This is a genomic window from Streptomyces sp. NPDC060031, assembly GCF_042736805.1.
GTDB lineage: Bacteria > Actinomycetota > Actinomycetes > Streptomycetales > Streptomycetaceae > Streptomyces.
Genome location: NZ_JBHWVM010000030.1, coordinates 65,452 through 83,593, shown reverse-complemented (window position 1 = coordinate 83,593; position 18,142 = coordinate 65,452). Strand labels below are relative to the sequence as shown.

Annotated in this window: 15 protein-coding genes; 7 read left to right on the top strand and 8 right to left on the bottom strand. The window is 69.8% G+C overall.

Annotated elements, in window-relative coordinates; genetic code table 11:
* Nucleotides 1-1,608 (top strand): ADP-ribosyltransferase (locus tag ACFWB8_RS16250; RefSeq protein WP_385226474.1); only part of this gene is annotated, 1,608 nt, incomplete at its 5' end.
* An 18-nt stretch (nt 1,609-1,626) separates the two neighbouring features.
* Entirely contained in the window at nt 1,627-2,031 is a 405-nt protein-coding gene (locus ACFWB8_RS16245) for a hypothetical protein (protein WP_385226472.1), read from the top strand.
* Between the two features lie 87 nt (nt 2,032-2,118).
* Here the strand turns inward: ACFWB8_RS16245 and ACFWB8_RS16240 are convergent, their stop codons facing one another.
* Complete coding sequence (locus ACFWB8_RS16240; protein WP_385226482.1) at nt 2,119-2,340, bottom strand: hypothetical protein; 222 nt, start codon at nt 2,338-2,340, stop codon at nt 2,119-2,121.
* Nucleotides 2,341-2,553: 213 nt separating this feature from the next.
* Between ACFWB8_RS16240 and ACFWB8_RS16235 the strand changes: the two genes are divergently transcribed.
* The 5 genes from ACFWB8_RS16235 to ACFWB8_RS16215 all read left to right on the top strand — a co-directional run bounded on the left by ACFWB8_RS16235 (nt 2,554) and on the right by ACFWB8_RS16215 (nt 8,279).
* Entirely contained in the window at nt 2,554-3,357 is an 804-nt protein-coding gene (locus tag ACFWB8_RS16235; RefSeq protein ID WP_385226470.1) for a hypothetical protein, read from the top strand.
* Nucleotides 3,357-4,289 (top strand): ROK family protein, encoded by a 933-nt coding sequence (locus ACFWB8_RS16230; protein WP_385226468.1) that lies wholly within the window; start codon nt 3,357-3,359, stop codon nt 4,287-4,289. The genes ACFWB8_RS16235 and ACFWB8_RS16230 overlap by 1 nt, the downstream gene beginning before the upstream one ends.
* 16 nt (nt 4,290-4,305) lie before the next feature.
* Nucleotides 4,306-5,031 (top strand): type I 3-dehydroquinate dehydratase, encoded by a 726-nt coding sequence (gene aroD / locus ACFWB8_RS16225; protein WP_385226466.1) that lies wholly within the window; start codon nt 4,306-4,308, stop codon nt 5,029-5,031.
* Nucleotides 4,971-5,885, top strand: coding sequence for a sugar phosphate isomerase/epimerase family protein (locus ACFWB8_RS16220; protein WP_385226480.1), 915 nt, complete (start codon nt 4,971-4,973; stop codon nt 5,883-5,885). Before aroD ends, ACFWB8_RS16220 begins: the two co-directional genes overlap by 61 nt.
* A 177-nt stretch (nt 5,886-6,062) precedes the next feature.
* The gene (locus ACFWB8_RS16215; protein WP_385226464.1) at nt 6,063-8,279 is read left to right on the top strand and encodes a germacradienol/geosmin synthase; all 2,217 of its coding nucleotides are present in this window, start codon (nt 6,063-6,065) and stop codon (nt 8,277-8,279) included.
* A gap of 25 nt (nt 8,280-8,304) precedes the next feature.
* On the opposite strand, the gene ACFWB8_RS16210 is transcribed toward ACFWB8_RS16215, so the two are convergent.
* The 7 genes from ACFWB8_RS16210 to ACFWB8_RS16180 form a co-directional block, all read right to left on the bottom strand.
* Nucleotides 8,305-9,546: a GNAT family N-acetyltransferase gene (locus ACFWB8_RS16210; RefSeq protein ID WP_385226462.1), complete on the bottom strand. Its 1,242-nt coding sequence runs from the start codon at nt 9,544-9,546 to the stop codon at nt 8,305-8,307.
* A gap of 74 nt (nt 9,547-9,620) precedes the next feature.
* A complete protein-coding gene (locus ACFWB8_RS16205; RefSeq protein ID WP_385226460.1) occupies nt 9,621-10,862 on the bottom strand; it encodes a YncE family protein in 1,242 nt (413 codons plus the stop codon).
* A gap of 132 nt (nt 10,863-10,994) precedes the next feature.
* Entirely contained in the window at nt 10,995-12,146 is a 1,152-nt protein-coding gene (locus ACFWB8_RS16200) for an XdhC family protein (protein WP_385226458.1), read from the bottom strand.
* Between the two features lie 80 nt (nt 12,147-12,226).
* Entirely contained in the window at nt 12,227-13,690 is a 1,464-nt protein-coding gene (locus ACFWB8_RS16195) for an NCS2 family permease (RefSeq protein WP_385226456.1), read from the bottom strand.
* 359 nt (nt 13,691-14,049) lie between these two features.
* Nucleotides 14,050-16,455, bottom strand: a complete 2,406-nt coding sequence (gene pucD / locus ACFWB8_RS16190) for a xanthine dehydrogenase subunit D (protein WP_385226454.1) — start codon at nt 16,453-16,455, stop codon at nt 14,050-14,052.
* Nucleotides 16,456-16,457: 2 nt separating this feature from the next.
* A complete protein-coding gene (locus tag ACFWB8_RS16185) occupies nt 16,458-17,093 on the bottom strand; it encodes a (2Fe-2S)-binding protein (RefSeq protein ID WP_385226452.1) in 636 nt (211 codons plus the stop codon).
* 2 nt (nt 17,094-17,095) lie between these two features.
* On the bottom strand, nt 17,096-17,992 hold the full coding sequence (locus ACFWB8_RS16180) for an FAD binding domain-containing protein (protein WP_385226450.1): 897 nt from the start codon (nt 17,990-17,992) through the stop codon (nt 17,096-17,098).
* Between the last annotated feature and the right edge of the window lie 150 nt (nt 17,993-18,142).

The following is an 18,142-nucleotide window of genomic DNA, read 5'->3' as shown; positions in this document are numbered from 1 at the left end:
CCGATGACGTACGTCTTCAAGGGCGCCGGCGCCGGCATCTCCAAGATCGGCGACGTCATGGCCGGCTTCAAGGGCATCGGCAAGATCGACCTGCCGTCCTTCCCCGAAGGCTCGGTGCAGCTGCCCGACGGCCGCGTTCTGGACCCCAACGGCAATCTGTTCGCCCCGACCGGCATCGCAGAGACGACCCCGATCCCGCACGAGATGGTCCCCGGCACCGAGCTGCCGAAGTCCTGGACGCTGCCGGGTGCCGCTCACGTGCCCGACTCGGTGCCGACCGGCGTCGCCCACCCCACCCCGGCGGGATCCTTCGGCCCCGCGCCCGCCGCCTTCGACCCGGTTCCGGCCGGCGCGGGCAGCCACGTACCGGCTCCGCACGAGATGGTCCCCGGGACCCAGCTGCCCAAGTCGTGGACCATCCAGCAGCCCGTCATGGCCGGCGCCCACATCGGCGACGGCCTGCCGGGCGCGGCGCACGTCGCCGACTCGGTGCCGACCGGCGTCGCCCACCCGACCCCGGCGGGATCCTTCGGCCCCGCGCCCGCCGCCTTCGACCCGGTCCCGACCGGCGCGGGCAGCCACGTCCCGACCGGCCCGGGGAGCCACGTACCGGCCGGCCCGGGCAGTCACCTGCCCGGCGAGCACCTGCCGTCCGGCGCGGGGCACGACCTGCCCGGTACCGCCCCGCACACGCCGGACGGCCCGTACGGCCCCGGCCACGCGGACGACGCCGTCTCGCACGCCGACGACGCGGCCCACGCCGGTGACGACGCCGCGCACGCCGACCACGGCGGGCACGTGGACCCGCCGACTCCGCACGGCGGCGCGGGCGACCCGCTGCACGGCGCCGACGACGCGGGCACGGGCGCCGGCCACCACGGCACGGACCGTCCGGGCACCGGGGACGCGGGGGAACCCTTCAAGTACACCCCGCACGTGTCGGTCGACGACTGGGCCGGACTCACGAACGCCCAGCGTCACCAGGTCGCGCTCGCCGAGCTCACCGACAACACGGTGCCCTTCGCACGGGACACCGACGCGATCTCGTACGGCCAGGCGTACTGGAACCACTACGCGGACGACATGCCGCCGGCCCGCCAGAAGGCGGTCTGGGACTACACCGACGAGCCCAACTACAGCCACCCCGCCCCGCACGCGGACGGCTGGGCCACGTACAACGAGATGAACGGGTACCTGCGAGGCGACTCCGCCAAGTGGAGCTCGTACGTCCAGCACAACATCGACGAGGTGGACTCGGCGCTCGCCGGCCACCCCGTGCCGGAGGACGTGATGGTGGTCCGCGGTACCGGGATCAGCCACCTCAAGCTCGACGATCCGCTCGACATGCTGGGCAAGGAGTACGGGGACCCGGCCTACATGTCCACGTCGCTCGGCAACCACCCGGTGTCCGCCTTCGCGGGCAAGGAGGCCATCCTCCACCTCCGGGTCCCCAAGGGGACTCCGGCCCTGTGGGTCGAGAACGTCGGAAAGTTCGGCCAGGGCGAGCGCGAGCTGCTGCTCGGGCGCGGTACGACGTACCGGGTGACCCGGGTGTTCATGGAGAATGGACAGGTGCAGGTCTACGGAGAAGTCCTGCCCCGGTTCTAGCAAACGAAAGGCACCATCATGAGCGGGGAAACGCGCCCGACTCCCCAGCCCCGGACCACCGAGGACCTCCAGCTCAGGGAGACGGCGAGCCCGCCGCGGTACGCGAAGGCCACGGACCGGCCGGTCCAGTACGTGGCCGCGGCGGACCGGCAGGGCAATGTCATCGGTTACGTCTGGGCCAACGACGAGGACGACGCGGCGGGCTGGAAGGTCCGCCCGGCCGGCGGCGACGCCGCGTTCAACCTCGGCGTCATGTGGGTCTCCCGGCTCCACGAGGCCAAGCTCCGGGGCATCGCCCCGACGGCGGCGCTCGCGGAGATGGTCAGGGACTCGGACCCGGCGAAGGCCAGCCACATCGTCCCCGGCTCCCTCCGGCAGGCCCCGAGCCTGCAGGCCGTGCAGGAGCTGGCTGCCCAGGACTGAGGCGCCGAGGCCCTGCACTCACGGCTGCCGTTGCCACCGGCGCCCGGCCCATCGCACCTCGGGTCGGGCGCCGTCGGCCGCCACGGGCTACTTGACGCTGTGCTCCAGCGCCACCAGCGCCTGCGCCCAGCGCACGTACTTCAGCTTCCCGAGGTCGGCGACGGTCTTCACCCCGAACGCCTCCTGCAAGAGCGCACCGTCCTTGTCGGTGACTCCCTTGAGCGCGGCCACGGGCGCGCCGAGCACCTCCACGAGCGGCTTGTCGGCCCAGGCCTTGTCCAACACCTTGTCCAGATCGATCGCCATGATGTCCTCCCGGAACGTCGAAATGTACTGATGGGGCAAACATAGAACAATCGGACAAACATCCCGCGCTCCGACACCCCGGCCCTCGCGCGCCGGGACATCGGCCCGCCCTCCCGCCAGGGCTGCCACCTGGGACATCCCGCCGTAGCCAACTACCGTGCGCCTGGCTATTGTTGCGGTTGCCGACACGGGGGGATCTTCTGAATGGGGCGGGCAATGCGGGGGCAGCAGGAGGATGAGAACGAGACGGCGGTCGAATGGCTCAAACTGGTGCTCGCCGTCGTCACCCTGGTCGCCCTCACCGTCATCTATTTCCTGCTTCCGCCGCCGGAAAAGGCGGACGCGGTCGTCGATTTCATCAGGGCCTGCCTCCCCAACATCATCACCGCGCTCGTGGTGTTCCCCGTCCTCTTCGTCGTGCTCCGCCCCATTCGCCAACGCGATGAGGACCGCCTGACCCGGGTGATCCAGAACGGCATCGGCGCGACCGAGGCCGGCATCAAATTCCCGGACGACGTGAGCGGCACCGTCGATTTCATCCGCGAGATCGTCGCCAAGGAGCCGTCACAGCGGGTGATCGACATCGAGATCCTCGCCTTCACCGGCGGTACGTTCACGACCGCGCTGCTCAGGGACCTCGTACAGCAGAACCCGAACAGACTGAACATCACGATGCGGTCGATCGATTTCTCGCTGGCCGACAGCTCGCAATTCCCGGCCCACTGGGAGCGCGAGGAAGCCGAGACGGTGGAGCGCCTCAAGGCGCTGTGCCGGGGAAAGTCCGGGCTGGAGATCTGGCGCTATCCCTCCTTTCCCTTTCTGCTGGGTCTCGCGATAGGCCGCTCCCATCTGCTCGTCACCTTCCCTTCCTGGGATCTGCGCACGGGGCGGCTGGCCGACAAATCACTTGAATACCGCTACTACGGCCGCAGCTCCCGGACCGAGCACCTCTTCGAGCTCTTCGAGAACTGGAGCCGGCAACCGGGCCAGGTCCTCGTTCACGAAGAGCCCCAGCCGTAATGCCGGAGAACAGCGTTCTCATCGCGGTCGACGCCGGGAAGACCAAATTCCTCATCGGCGTCTTCACCGGGTCGCTGCGGGAAGTCGAGCGGCACCGCATTGCCGTCACGACGGCCACGGACACCCTGGCAGCCTTGGAATCCCATATTGCCCGGCTCTTCGCGCGCCACCGCGTCACCGGCATCGGACTTTCCGTCTTCGGCCCGCTGGAGACAGATCTGCGGCGCGAGGAGTTCGGTGCGATCGTCGGAAGTTCCGAACCCCAGTGGTCCGACGTGAACCTGCCCGCGCTACTGTCCCGGCGATTCCGGGTGCCCGTGCACTTCGACTTCGACGTCGCCGCCGCCGTATCGGCGGAATCGCGCCATCAGACCCCCGCATCGGCCGGTTTCGTCTATCTCTCGATCGGAACGGGGATCGGCGGAGCCTTTTGCCCGCCCCCGGGAGCCGCCGCCTCCGATCCCGGGACCCGGGACGATCCCCCGCAGCTCGGCCACATCCAGCTGCCGCGGGAAACCGACGACACATATCAAGGCAGCTGCCGATTTCACGGGAGTTGTTTCCAGGGACTCGCCTCCGGGCGGGCAATTTTCGGCCGTTGGCAGGTGCCCGCGGACGAGCTTCCCGCGCATCACGATGCATGGGACCTCCAGGCGAGATATATTGCGCGGGCCTGCGCAAACCTTGTATACTCCTCCCCGTTCGCCACGGTTCGCGTCGGATCAGGTATCTCGCAAGTACCCGGACTGATCGCCCGATCGAATGATTACCTCCGCACATTCATGAATGGTTTCCCAGAAACCCTGTGCAGGGAAACATTCGGAAGTGATGTCATCCAACGTGCGGTGACCGCTCCCGACTCCTCCCTCATCGGCGCTGCCATCCAGGTCGCCGAAGGGGGCGGATTTAAATTCGAATTGCAAAGGCTGTGACGGGAAAATGAACACCATGCGGGACCTGCTAGACGCCGGGATTCCTCTCGTCGCCGTGAGCTTCGGGGACGACGACTCCGAGCGGCTCGCGCACGAGGCGAAGACCGCCGGCGTCGACGTGGCCGAACTGCGCGTCGACAGGTTCTCGCGCACCGACCCGGACCACGTCCTCCAGCAGGTGCGCACGTTCAAGTCCATGCCGATCCTGGCCACGCTGCGCTCCACCCACGAAGGCGGCGAGTGGAGCGGCACGGAAGAGGAGCGCCTCGGCCTGTTCCGCGCCGTCGCCCCCGAGGTCCAGGCGGTGGACATCGAGCTGTCGTCCCGCGGAATTCTGGCTGACGTCATTTCCGCCGCCCACGAGAACGACACCCTGGCGATCGTCTCGTACCACAACTTCGCGTTCACGCCGGGGACCGAGGAACTCGAAACCGTCATCGCCGAAGCGAAGAACGCCGGCGCCGACGTGGTCAAGGTCTCCACGATGGTGACCTCCGACAGCGATGTGAAGCGTCTCGCCTCCCTCCTGCTGAAGGCGGGCGCCGAGACCCGGCTGATCGTCATCGCCATGGGCCCGGTCGGCGCCGTCTCGCGGGTCTTCTTCCCCGCTCTCGGCTCCCCGATCACCTACTCCTTCATCGGGAGCAGTTCCGCCCCGGGCCAGCTCGACTTCTCCGAGACATTCCGCCTGCTGCGGACGTTCTACCCCGACTTCGACCGGCGCAAGACCGTCGAATCCTAGGCGTTGAAACGAAGGCACCGAAGAGGGGAGCTGTCGTTATCCGTCCACTGACGATCAGTTCACTGACCCTGGGCGAGGCCCCTTTCCGGGAACGGATCCAGGCGGCCGCCTCGGCGGGTTTCCAGGCCGTCGGCCTCAGTGTCGAGGCCTATCGGGAAGCCCGCCGCACCGGTCTCGACGACAGCGCCATGCAGGCGATTCTCGACGAACACGGGATCGCCCTCAGCGAGGTGGAATTCCTCAGCGACTGGGCTCCGGTCGGCGGCGCGGAAATACCCTCGCCGAAGGAGGAGACCGCCTTCCACATCGCCCGGGCCTTCGGGGCCGACCACATCAATTCCGGCCTGTTCGAGCCGACGCCCATGGAGGTCATGGCCGACGGTTTCGCGGCGCTGTGCGAGCGGGCCGGCGAGCTGCGGATCGCGCTGGAGTACATGCCGTTCGGCGCGGTCCCCGACCTGCCCACCGCCTGGGAGCTGGTACGCCGGACCGCGCGGCCCAACGCCGGGCTGGTGCTGGACGTCTGGCACTGGGTGCGCGGTGCGACCTCGGCCGCCGACCTCGCGGCCGTGCCGCCCGGGCGGATCTTCACGGTCCAGCTGTGCGACGTGGGCCCCGATCCGCTGGCCGACATGCGGCAGGAGTCCCTGCACCGCCGCCTCGTTCCGGGCAGCCGCACCCGGGCCGCTGAGGACCTGCTGACGCTCTTGGCCGAGCACGGCGTGAAGACCACCGTCTCGGCCGAGGTGATGTCCGACGCCCTGCTGTCCCAGGGCCCCGGGGCGACGGCCCGGGCGGTCTTCGCGGGGACCCGAGCGGTGCTGGCCGGCCACACGGCCGTCTGTGCCGACTGACGCATATCCCCCGCCGGCCCCGCGCGCCGGGAAACCGCGCCCGCGTCACCTGAAGCGGTGAACTCCCCCATATCCCCAGGGCGCCAGGGGTAGGGCACTGCTGATCTCGTGCCGGGGGGCCGTTGTCACGGCCCTCCGCCCTCCAGCGAGACAGACAGACGAAAGGCCGACCCCGCCGTGACGCAGCCGTTCCAACTGCCGGATTTCTATGTACCTTATCCGGCGCGACTGAACCCCCACCTCGAGGACGCGCGGGTCCACAGCAAGCAGTGGGCGCGCGACTTCGGGATGCTGAAGGGTTCCGGCGTCTGGGAGGAGAGCGACCTCGACTCGCACGACTACGCCCTGCTGTGCTCGTACACCCACCCCGACTGCGACAGCGAGGCGCTGTCCCTGGTCACCGACTGGTACGTGTGGGTGTTCTTCTTCGACGACCACTTCCTGGAGATGTACAAACGCTCCCAGGACCGCGACGGCGCCAAGGCCTACCTGGACAGGCTCGCCGCCTTCATGCCGATGGACCTGGCCGGCGGATTCCCCGAGGCCACCAACCCCGTCGAGGCCGGACTCGCCGACCTGTGGGCGCGGACCGTGCCGGCGATGTCGATGGACTGGAGGGAACGGTTCTCCGAGTCCACGAAGAACCTCCTCAACGAGTCGATGTGGGAGCTCGCCAACATCAACATCGGGCGGGTGGCCAACCCCCTGGAGTACATCGAGATGCGCCGCAAGGTGGGCGGCGCCCCCTGGTCGGCCGGCCTCATCGAGTACGTGTCCGCCGAAGTCCCGGCGCGCGTCGCGCACTCGCGCCCGCTCCGCGTACTGCGCGACGCCTTCTCCGACGCCGTGCACATCAGGAACGACATCTTCTCCTACCAGCGCGAGGTCGCCGACGAGGGCGAACTGTCCAACGCCATCCTGGTGTTGGAGACTTTCCTCGGCTGCACCACCCAGGAGGCCGCCGACGCCTCCAACGATCTGCTCACCTCCCGCCTCCAGCAGTTCGAGCAGACCGCCCTCGGTGAACTCCCCCATCTCTTCGCCGACCACGCGATGAACCCGGCGGAGATCGCCGCCGTCCTCGCCTACGCCAAGGGCCTGCAGGACTGGCAGTCCGGCGGCCACGAATGGCACATGGTCTCCAGCCGCTACATGAACAAGGAGGCCCGCGCCACCGCGCCGCTCTCGCTGCCCTTCCTGCCGTCCGGGCTCGGCACCACCGCCCTGGACCTCCGCTCCCTCCTCGCCCCCCGCGCCATGGACCTGCGCCGGCGGTCCTACACCCACGTCCCGTTCGAGCACACCGGCCCGTCCGTCATCCCCGACATCCACATGCCGTTCACGCTCTCGCTCAGCCCGCACCTCGAATCCGCCCGCGAGGGCTCGATCGACTGGTCCCGCCGGATGGGCCTGCTCGACCCGCAGCCCGGCGACCCCGGCTCCGCGATCTGGAACGAGCAGAAGCTGCGGGGCTACGACTTCGCACTCTGCTCCGCGGGCATCGACCCCGATGCCACCGCCGAGGCGCTGCTGCTCAACGCGTGCTGGCTGACCTGGGGAACGTACGGGGACGACTACTACCCGGTGGTCTTCGCCCAGGCCAAGAACCTGCACGCCGCCAAGGCGACCACCGCGCGGCTGGTCTCGATGATCCCGGTGGACCACGCCGAACAGCCCGTACCGGTCACGGCGATGGAACGTTCGCTCGCCGACCTGTGGGTGCGCACCAGCCGGGACATGACCCCGGCCGTCCGGGCCGAGTTCCGGGCCACGCTCGTGAACATGCTGCAGAGCTGGGTGTGGGAGATGGAGAACCAGATCCGGGGCCGCATCCCGGACCCGGTGGACTACGCCGAGATGCGCCGCCACACCTTCGGCTCGCACCTCACGATGTACCTGTGCCGGCTCGGCCAGGCGGGCCGGGGCATCCCGGACGAGATCTACGCCTCCGGCACCATCCGCTCCCTGGAGAACGCGGCCGCCGACGCCGCCTGCCTGATCAACGACGTCTTCTCCTACCAGAAGGAGGTGGAGGTCGAGGGCGAGGTGCACAACTACGTTCTCGTCACCCGCAACTTCTTCGACATCGGATATCCGCAGGCGCTGCACATCTGCCACTCCCTGATGACCCAGCGCCTGGAGGAGTTCCAGCACATCGTCGCCACCCAGTTGCCGCTGCTCTACGACGACTGGAAGCTGGACCGCGAGGCGCGGGCCGGACTCGACGCGTACGTGGGCGAGTTGCAGGACTGGCTCTCCGGGATCCTCAACTGGCACGAGAAGTGCCGCCGTTACCGCGAGGAGGATCTGCACCGGCTGGGCGACGGGCTGTCCACGGGCGTGTGGGGCTCCGGCTTCGGCATGTCGGCGGCCCGGATCTCGCTGTCTTCCTGACGTCCGACGGCCGGGCCGGGGCCGCTCAGAACTCGTCCGAGGTGTGCGGCAGCAGCCCGGTCCCCAGGGCCGCGTCGAGCGCCGCCGCCGCGCCGGGGGTGTGCTGGACCACCAGGCCGGCCGCGACCAGCTCGGCGGCCCGGGTCCCGCCGAGGTAGCAGGCCGCGAGTTCCCGTACGTCCAGGGACAGGTCCGGGGCCTGCACGGCGGGCTCGTACACCGCACCGGCGGGCCCCGCCTTCAGCCGGTACCGCCCGGCGTTGGCGGGCAGCCGTACGTCGGTCAGTTCCAGTACGAGTTCCACGGGCGCGGCCCACGAGCGCGCGGTCAGCGCCGCCCGTACGTCGATCAGGCGCAGCCACAGTGCCGGGTGGGCGCCGGTGACCCGGACCTGGTCCCGGTCGGCGGCGAAGTGCAGCAGCGGGTCGTCGGCCGGGCGGCCCCACGCCCGGACCCTGCCGGTGAGGTCGAGGGAGGCCAGGCATTCCCAGAGGGCGGCGGCCACCGCCGGGGTGTCCGCCTCCAGTTCCTCGACCCGCACCAGGCCGGGCGCGCGCACGGGCCCCGCCTCGCTCCCGGCGGACTCCGGCTTCGTGCGGTAGAGGACGTAGCCCGCGACCGGCTCGCCCGGGTCACCCAGGACGATGATCCGGGGCGGGCTCAACTCCTCGTCCTCCTCGTCCTGTTCGCACAGCCAGGCCTCGCGCCAGCGCTCGGGGTCGCGGGTGGGCCGGCCGGACCGGACCGAGCGGGCGGCCTCGTGGTACGGGCCGATCACCGCGAGCGCGTCCTCGGGGTCGACCAGCCGCAGCGGCCGGCGGTCCGGGTCGATGCGCAGGGCCAGCGGCCGGGTGGAGTCGATCTCGATGGTGACGCCCTGGGTGGCGGCCCCGTACCCGAAGCGGCCGTAGATGGCGGCCTCGGAGGCCCACAGGGCGGCGATCGGGCTGCCCGCGGCCCCGGCCCCGCGCAGCAGCTCGCCCATCAGGCCGGTGAGCACGCCGCGGCGGCGGTGGGTGGGAGCGACGGAGACGAAGGTGACCCCGGGGCAGGGCAGGTCCGCCCCGGGCACCGACAGCCGGAAATCGTATGCGGCCATGAAGCCGACCAGCGCGTCCCCGTCGTAGGCCCCGATCCGCGTGCAGTGGCGGAGCAGGGCGTGATGCCGTTCGCGCGCCTCCTTCTCCGGGCGGTCGTGGAAGACCAGGTACGCGAGCTCCAGAGCGCGGTCGATGTCTGCCTCGGGTACCTCACGGATGTCCAACATGATCAGGAGACTAATCGGTCATCGCGGACTGGTCACCTCATAGTGGCCGGATTCGCCGCCGGCGCCATCACGGGCTACCGGGCGGCCGGGCCGGTCCAGCCCGCCGGGACGTGGCCGAGCCGGACCCGCTGCGGGTGGTCGCCGACGGGCACGGACACCCGCTTGGTGCCGGTGGCGAAGTCGATGGCGGTGACCTGGTCGGCGCCGCTCTCGGAAATCACGCAGGCCGTGCCGTCGCCGTCGACGGTGGCCCAGTACGGCTTCGCGGCGGGCACCAGCGGCCCTTCGGTGAGGGTGGCGCGGTCCACGACGGTGGCGTAGTCGTCCATGGTGCCCGCGATGCAGAGTTTGGCCCCGTCCGGGCTCATGGACATGCCGTGGTGGCGGGAGTCGTTGACCCAGGTGGTGCGGTCGGTGCTGGTGGCGGGGTTCTGGGGCAGGGTCTTGATCCGGGTGATCCGGTCGGCGGCGACGTCGTACTCGACGAAGCCGTTGAAGAACGACACCTGGAAGTAGAGCTTGGACTCGTCGGGGCTGAAGGAGACGGGCCGAACGGCGTCGGACAGGTCCGAGCGGCCGAAGGCGTTCAGCCGCTCTCGCATGTCGATCGTCCGGACCGGGCGGAAGGTCTGGGCGTCGACGATCGTGATCTTCCGGTCGCCCTTCGTCCAGTCCAGCCAGGGGGCGTCGAGGGCGGAGGTGACATCGCCTATGGCGCTGTTCCACAGGTAGCGGCCGTCGCGGGAGAAGGTGTTCTCGTGCGGCTTGTCGCCGGTGCCGAAGGAGCCGACCTGACGGCCGGTGGCGATGTCGAGGACGTGCACGGTGTTGGCGGTGGAGGCGGAGACGGCCACGCGCGTGCCGTCCGGGGAGACCGCCATGTGGTCGGAACGGTAACCGGACACGGGGAAGCGCCAGTTGACCCGGCCGGTCCGTACGTCGATCGAGACGACGTCGGCGAAGCTGGGGCGGGAGGCGACGACGGCGGAGCCGTCCGGGGTGGTGTACATGTCGTCCACGAACTGGTCGTGGCCCTCGCCGGCGGTGGCGCGGATGCCCAGGAAGTAGCCGAGCTTGATCGGGTTGAGGTAGATCTCCCGCATCCGCTCGTCCTTGTCCGGGACGATGTTGATCCGGCCCACCTTGGCGAGGTCTCCGGTGGAGGCGAGGACATCGGCGGTGCCCTCCCAGTTGTTGCCGACGAACAGCACCTCGCGCAGGTCGCCGCCGCCGGAGCGGGCCGCGGCGGCAGGAGCGAGGGCGGTGACGAGGGTGACCGCGGCCAGGGCGCAAAGGGTGCGCAGGGGTCGTAACATCCGCTCAGCTCCGGTGTGGTGGGGAAAGGGTGGAGAGTGTGTCTGGTGTTACCGGCCGGTAAAATAGACCCCACGGCGAAAGGGCGCAACCCCCACGGGGGTTGCGCCCTTTCATCGGCTCCGGTCACCGCTTCAAGCGACGGAGCCGATCCGGCTGACGACCGTGTTCGCGGCGTCCGGGTGGATCGGTATGTGCGCGCCGGTCAGGGCCGCGCCGGTGCCGCCGCGCCGGTTGGCGACGATCTCGGCCGCGATGGACAGCGCGGTCTCCTCCGGGGAGCGGGCACCGAGGTCCAGGCCGATCGGGGAACGCAGGCGGGCCAGCTCCAGCTCGCTCACGCCGACCTCGCGCAGCCGCCTGTTGCGGTCCTCGTGGGTACGGCGGGAGCCCATGGCGCCCACGTAGGCGACGGGCAGCTTGAGGGCCATCTCGAGGAGCGGGACGTCGAACTTGGCGTCGTGGGTGAGCACGCACAGGACGGTGCGGCCGTCGACGTCGGTGCCCTCCAGGTAGCGGTGCGGCCAGTCGACGACGATCTCGTCCGCCTCGGGGAAACGGTTCTTCGTGGCGAACACGGGCCGCGCGTCGCACACGGTCACCCGGTAGCCCAGGAACTTGCCGATCCGCACCAGGGCGGAGGCGAAGTCGATGGCGCCGAAGACGATCATCCGCGGCGGCGGCACGCTGGACTCGACCAGCACCCTGAGCGGCTCACCGCAGAGCCGGCCGTCGGCGCCGATCTCCAGCACGCCGGTCCTGCCGGCGTCGAGCATGGCGCGGGCCTCTTCGGCGATGGTGCGGTCGAGCTCGGGGTGGCCGCCGAATCCGCCCTCGAAGGCGCCTTCGCCGCGCACGAGCACGACGCGGCCCATCAGCTCGGCCGGGCCCTCGGCGATCCGGGCGACCGCCGCCGCCTCCCCCCGGGCGGCGGCGGCGATGCCCGCCGCGAACACCGCCCGTTCGGGGGAGCCCACGGGGACCGGGGTGACGAGGATGTCGATGATCCCGCCGCAGGTCAGGCCCACGGCGAAGGCATCGTCGTCGCTGTAGCCGAAGCGCTCGCGGACGGTCTCGCCGTCCTCCAGGGCCTGCCGGCACAGCTCGTACACCGCACCCTCCACGCATCCGCCGGAGACCGAACCGATCGCGGTGCCCTCGCCGTCGACGGCGAGCGCGGCTCCGGGCTGCCGGGGCGCACTCCCGCCGACCGCCACGACGGTGGCGACTGCGAAGTCACGTCCCTGCTCGACCCACCGGTTCAGTTCCTCGGCGATGTCCAGCATTGCGGCCTCCTCGGAGGGTTCGGTCTCCAGTATCGGATACGTGGAGGATGCGGGTCGGGTACGGATCAGGTCCGCCCGGGTCAGGCGACCCCGAGCCAGCCCTCGATCGGGTGCAGGGCGTAGAAGACCACGAAGACCGCGGTCAGGCCCCACATGAAGGCGCCGATCTCACGGGCCTTGCCCTGGGCGGTCTTGATGGCGACGTACGCGATGACGCCGGCGGCGACACCGGCGGTGATCGAGTAGGTGAACGGCATGATCACGACGGTCAGGAAGACCGGGATCGAGGTCGCGCTGTCGGCCCAGTCCACGTGGCGGGCGTTCTGCATCATCATCGCGCCGATGACCACCAGGGCGGCGGAGGCGACCTCACCCGGGACGATCTGCGTGATCGGGGTGAAGAAGAGGCAGGCGGCGAAGAACAGGCCGGTCACGACGGAGGCGAGGCCTGTGCGGGCTCCCTCGCCGACGCCGGTGGCGGACTCGACGAACACGGTCTGGCCGGAGCCGCCCGCGATGCCACCGATGGCGCCACCGGCACCGTCGATGAACAGGGCCTTGGACAGGCCCGGCATGCGGCCCTTGTCGTCGGCGAGCTTGGCCTCGGTGCCGACACCGATGATGGTGGCCATCGCGTCGAAGAAGCCGGCCAGGACGAGGGTGAAGACGATCATGCCGACCGTCATGTAGCCGACGTCGCCCCAGCCGCCGAAGGAGACGTCACCGAAGAGCGAGAAGTCGGGCATCGAGACCGCGGAGCCGCTGAGCTCCGGCGGGCCGCTGCGCCAGGCCTTCGGGTCGACGTCCGCCGCGGCGTTGACGATGGCCGCCAGGACGGTTCCGCCGACGATGCCGATCAGGATCGCGCCGGGAACCTTGCGTGCCTGCAGCATGAAGATGGTGAGCAGGGTCACGCAGAAGACGAGGACGGGCCAGCCGGCGAGTTCGCCGACGGAACCGAGCTGGACGGGGGGACCGAATTCCGGACCCCGGCCCACGAAGCCGGCCTTCACGAGGCCGATGAGGGCGACGAACATGCCGATGCCCATGGTGATGGCGTGCTTGAGCGCGAGGGGGATCGCGTTCATGATCATCTCGCGGAGGCCGGTGACGACCAGGAGACAGATCACGACACCGTAGACCACGCACATGCCCATGGCCTGCGGCCAGGTCATCTGCGGGGCCACCTGCGAGGCGAGCACACCGGACACGGAGAGGCCGGCGGCCAGCGCGAGCGGCACCTTGCCGACGAAGCCCATGAGGAGCGTCGTGACGGCTGCGGCGAACGCGGTGGCGGTGATGATCGCCGAGGTGGCCATCGAGGCACCCGCGACGTCCTTGCCCGAGAGGAGCAGGGGGTTGAGCAGGAGGATGTACGCCATCGCCATGAAGGTCGTGATACCGCCACGAACCTCGTTGCCGACGTTGGATCCTCTGTGGGTTATGTGGAAATACCGGTCGAGCCAAGAGCGCCCGGCGGGGGGACGAGAGCCGTCGCCGGCCTCTTCCGCACTGGTCTTGGGCTCTACGGACGATTGGGTCATGGTGCCTAACTCCCAAGGTTCAAAGGGGCACCCGCATGAAGATTGGAGACGCGGGATTTGGGAAACTGCGTTTGGCTGCACGACCCGGGGTGACGGCCCGAGGCGACGCGAATGTTCCTGCGTGTACTGCGGGTACTGCGGGGGTTTCGCGGTACTGGCGACGGCATCCGGGGGTGATGGGTGCCGCCCTGGGGTTACTGCGGGGGGGGACTGCCGGTGAAACGGACCGCGAGCGGTGCGGTACTGCGAACTCCGGACTTCGTACTCCGGGCGGTGGGAGTGGAAGTGTGACGTTCCCGTGTCACACCGCCCGGAGAGCTTGGGGGGTCCGGGGCCTCGCGGCCCCGGACCGTGCCGTCCTAGAGGGTGCCGGTGAGGGCTTCCGGACGGATCGGGGTCTTGTTGAGCTCCAGACCGGTCGCCGCCCGGATCGCCGCGAGGACGGCCGGGGTGGACGAGAGGGTCGGGGCCTCGCCCATGCCGCGAAGGCCGTACGGCGCCTTCGGGTCGGCGAGCTCCAGGACGTCGACCGGGATGGTCGGGGTGTCGAGGATGGTCGGGATCAGGTAGTCCGTGAAGGAGGGGTTGCGCACCTTCGCGGTCTTCGGGTCCACGATGATCTCCTCCATGATCGCGACGCCCAGGCCCTGGGTGGTACCACCCTGGATCTGGCCGACCACGGAGAGCATGTTCAGCGCCTTGCCGACGTCCTGGGCGGTCGCCAGCTCGACGACCTTCACGAGGCCGAGCTCGGTGTCCACCTCGACGACCGCGCGGTGCGCGGCGAAGGTGTACTGGACGTGGCCGTTGCCCTGGCCGGTGACCAGGTCGAACGGGACGGTCGGGTGGTGACGGTACTCGAGCTCGAGGTCGATCGCGTCCTCGCCCTCCAGCAGCTCGGCCAGGTCCGCGAGGACCTCGCCGCCGTCGGTGACGACCTTGCCGCCTTCGAGCAGCAGCTCGGCCGTCGCCCACGCCGGGTGGTACGAGCCGTTCTTGCGGCGCCCGATCTCCAGGACGGCCTCGCGCACGGCCTCACAGGTGTTCTTCACCGCACCACCGGTCATGTACGTCTGCCGCGAGGCGGACGTGGAACCGGCGGAGCCGACCTGCGTGTCGGCCGGGTGGATGGTCACCTGCGTGACACCCAGCTCGGTACGGGCGATCTGCGCGTGGACGGTGATGCCGCCCTGGCCGACCTCCGCCATGGCCGTGTGGACCATCGCGACGGGCTCGCCGTTGATGACCTCGAGGCGCACGCGGGCGGTCGAGTAGTCGTCGAAGCCCTCGGAGAAGCCCACGTTCTTGATGCCGACCGCGTAGCCGACGCCGCGGACGACGCCCTCGCCGTGGGTGGTGTTGGACAGGCCGCCGGGCAGCGCGCGGACGTCCGCGTTCTCGCCGGCGGTCTCCCACTGGCGCTCCGGCGGCAGCGGGCGGGACTTGACCCGGCGCAGCAGCTCGGCGACGGGCGCCGGGGCGTCCACGACCTGGCCGGTGGGCATGACCGTGCCCATCTCCATGGCGTTCAGCTGGCGGAACTCGACCGGGTCCATGCCCAGCTTCGCCGCGAGCTTGTCCATCTGGGCCTCGTACGCGAAGCAGGCCTGGACGGCGCCGAAGCCGCGCATCGCGCCACAGGGCGGGTTGTTCGTGTAGAGCGCGATCGCCTCGATGTCGACGTCCTCGAGGACGTACGGACCCACCGAGAGGGAGGAGGCGTTGCCCACGACCGCCGGGGAAGCGGACGCGTACGCGCCGCCGTCCAGGACGATCTTGCACTTCATGTGCGTGAGCTTGCCGTCCTTGGTGGCGCCGTGCTCGTAGTAGAGCTTCGCCGGGTGACGGTGCACGTGGCCGAAGAAGGACTCGAACCGGTTGTAGACGATCTTCACCGGCTTGCCCGTGGCCAGGGCCAGGAGGCAGGCGTGGATCTGCATCGAGATGTCCTCGCGACCACCGAAGGCACCGCCGACGCCGGAGAGCGTCATGCGCACCTTCTCCTCGGGGAGACCGAGGACGGGGGCGATCTGCTTGAGGTCCGAGTGCAGCCACTGGGTGGCGACGTACAGCTCGACGCCGCCGTCCTCGGACGGCACGGCGAGGCCGGACTCCGGGCCGAGGAAGGCCTGGTCCTGCATGCCGAAGGTGTACTCCCCCTCGACGATGACATCGGCGCGCTTGCGGGCCTCTTCCACGTTGCCGCGGATGATCGGCTGGCGGTGCACGATGTTCGGGTGCGGGACGTGACCGATGTGGTGGTCGTCGCGGCCCTCGTGGATCAGCGGCGCGCCCTCGGCGAGGGCGGAGGCCTCGTCCGTGACGAGCGGCAGCTCACGGTAGTCGATCTTGATCTTCGCGGCCGCGCGGCGGGCGGTCTCCGGGTGGTCGGCGGCCACGAGGGCGACCGGCTCACCGTGGTGGCGTACCCGGCCGTGGGCGAGGACCGGGGTGTCCTGGATCTCCAGGCCGTAGTTCTTCATCTCGGCCGGCAGGTCGTCGTACGTCAGCACCGAGTAGACGCCCGGCATCGCCAGGGCCTCGGAGATGTCGATGGAGACGATCTCGGCGTGGGCGACGGTGCTGCGCAGGGTCTGGCCCCACAGCATGTCCTCGTGCCACATGTCCGAGGAGTACGCGAACTCACCGGTGACCTTGAGGGTGCCGTCCGGGCGGAGCGTGGACTCGCCGATGCCGCCCTTGTTGTGCTTCTGCGTGACGTTGGTCGGCGTACCCGCCGGAACCGTGCGCGTGTTCTGGGCCATGGTCAGACCGCCTCAGACTGACGGGCGGCCGCGAGGCGGACCGCGTCGAGGATCTTCTCGTAGCCCGTGCAGCGGCAGAGGTTGCCGGACAGGGCCTCACGGATGTCCTGGTCGGACGGGGAGGAGTTCTCCTCCAGCAGCGCGTCGGCCTGGACCAGCAGACCCGGGGTGCAGAAACCGCACTGCACGGCGCCGGCGTCGATGAACGCCTGCTGGATGTTGGAGAGTTCCACGCCCTCACCGGTCTGGGAATCGCCGGCCCGCGAGCGGAGCTCGCTGTTGGGCCCGTGCGCCTGCCACTGCTTGGCCGCGTCCAGGGAGACGCCGCCCTTGCTGCCGCAGCCGCCGCCGGAGGCGCAGCCACCGCCGTGGCCGTGCTCCTCACGCTGCTTGGCGAATTCCGCCAGGCCCTCGACGGTCACGACGTCGCGACCCTCGACCTGACCGGCCGCGACCAGACAGGAACAGACCGGCACGCCGTCGAGGCGGACGGTGCAGGAACCGCACTCGCCCTGCTCGCAGGCGTTCTTCGAACCCGGCAGGCCCAGGCGCTCGCGCAGGACGTAGAGGAGGGACTCGCCCTCCCACACGTCGTCGGCTTCCTGCTGGCGACCGTTGACAGTGAAATTGACGCGCATGATTACGCAGCCCCTTCAAGCGAGCGGCCGTTGTTCGAACCGCGGTACTGCTCCCACGTCCAGACGAGCTGGCGGCGAGCCATGATGCCGACCGCGTGGCGGCGGTACTTCGCCGTGCCGCGGACGTCGTCGATCGGGTTGGCCGCGCCCGAGGCGAGGTCACCGAACTGCTTGGCGATCGACGGGGTGATGACCTTGCCGGACTCCCAGAAGCCGCCCTCTTCGAGCGCGGCGTTGAGGAACTCCTCGGCGGCCTTCGCCCGGATCGGGGTCGGCGCGGCCGAACCGATGCCGGTTCGGACCGTGCGGGTCTCGGGGTGCAGCGCCAGGCCGAACGCGCAGACCGCGATGACCATCGCGTTGCGGGAGCCGACCTTGGAGTACTGCTGGGGGCCGTCCGCCTTCTTGATGTGGACGGTCTTGATGAGCTCGTCGGCGGCCAGCGCGTTGCGCTTGACGCCGGTGTAGAACTCGTCGATCGGGATCAGGCGAGAGCCCCGTACGGACTCCACCTCGACCTCGGCACCCGCCGCGAGGAGCGCGGGGTGGGAGTCACCTGCCGGCGAGGCGCAACCGAGGTTGCCGCCGACGCCGCCGCGGTTGCGGATCTGCGGAGACGCGACCGTGTGCGAGGCGAGCGCGAGACCGGGCAGCTCCGTACGGAGGTTTTCCATGATCTGCGTGTACGGGACGGAGGCGCCCAGACGAACCACGTCCTCGCCGACCTCCCACTCCCGCAGCAGACCGATGCGGTTCAGGTCCAGGAGGTACTCCGGCCGACGGTGGTCGAAGTTGATCTCGACCATCACATCGGTGCCACCCGCAATCGGCACAGCTGTGGGGAACTCGGCCTTAGCGGCGAGCGCCTCCTCCCAGCTGGCGGGGCGAAGGAAGTCCATGTGTGGCTCTCTTCTTCTCAATCGGGTCGTTCACTTCAAGCCAGGAGGCCCCTAGGCCCTCGACTGGTCGTTCACGTGCTGTTAACGCGGTGTGGAGCCAGTACACAAGCCCCGTGTCCCTCGGGTGCAGTCACCGAAACCATGAAGGAG

Coding starts and splice junctions, on each gene's coding strand:
- ACFWB8_RS16235 (WP_385226470.1), top strand. CDS start 2,554: ATGCGGGGGCAGCAGGAGGATGAGAACGAGACGGCGGTCGAATGGCTC.
- ACFWB8_RS16200 (WP_385226458.1), bottom strand. CDS start 12,146: ATGCTGGACATCGCCGAGGAACTGAACCGGTGGGTCGAGCAGGGACGT.
- ACFWB8_RS16180 (WP_385226450.1), bottom strand. CDS start 17,992: ATGGACTTCCTTCGCCCCGCCAGCTGGGAGGAGGCGCTCGCCGCTAAG.
- ACFWB8_RS16210 (WP_385226462.1), bottom strand. CDS start 9,546: ATGTTGGACATCCGTGAGGTACCCGAGGCAGACATCGACCGCGCTCTG.
- ACFWB8_RS16185 (WP_385226452.1), bottom strand. CDS start 17,093: ATGCGCGTCAATTTCACTGTCAACGGTCGCCAGCAGGAAGCCGACGAC.
- ACFWB8_RS16245 (WP_385226472.1), top strand. CDS start 1,627: ATGAGCGGGGAAACGCGCCCGACTCCCCAGCCCCGGACCACCGAGGAC.
- ACFWB8_RS16230 (WP_385226468.1), top strand. CDS start 3,357: ATGCCGGAGAACAGCGTTCTCATCGCGGTCGACGCCGGGAAGACCAAA.
- ACFWB8_RS16205 (WP_385226460.1), bottom strand. CDS start 10,862: ATGTTACGACCCCTGCGCACCCTTTGCGCCCTGGCCGCGGTCACCCTC.
- ACFWB8_RS16195 (WP_385226456.1), bottom strand. CDS start 13,690: ATGACCCAATCGTCCGTAGAGCCCAAGACCAGTGCGGAAGAGGCCGGC.
- pucD (WP_385226454.1), bottom strand. CDS start 16,455: ATGGCCCAGAACACGCGCACGGTTCCGGCGGGTACGCCGACCAACGTC.
- aroD (WP_385226466.1), top strand. CDS start 4,306: ATGCGGGACCTGCTAGACGCCGGGATTCCTCTCGTCGCCGTGAGCTTC.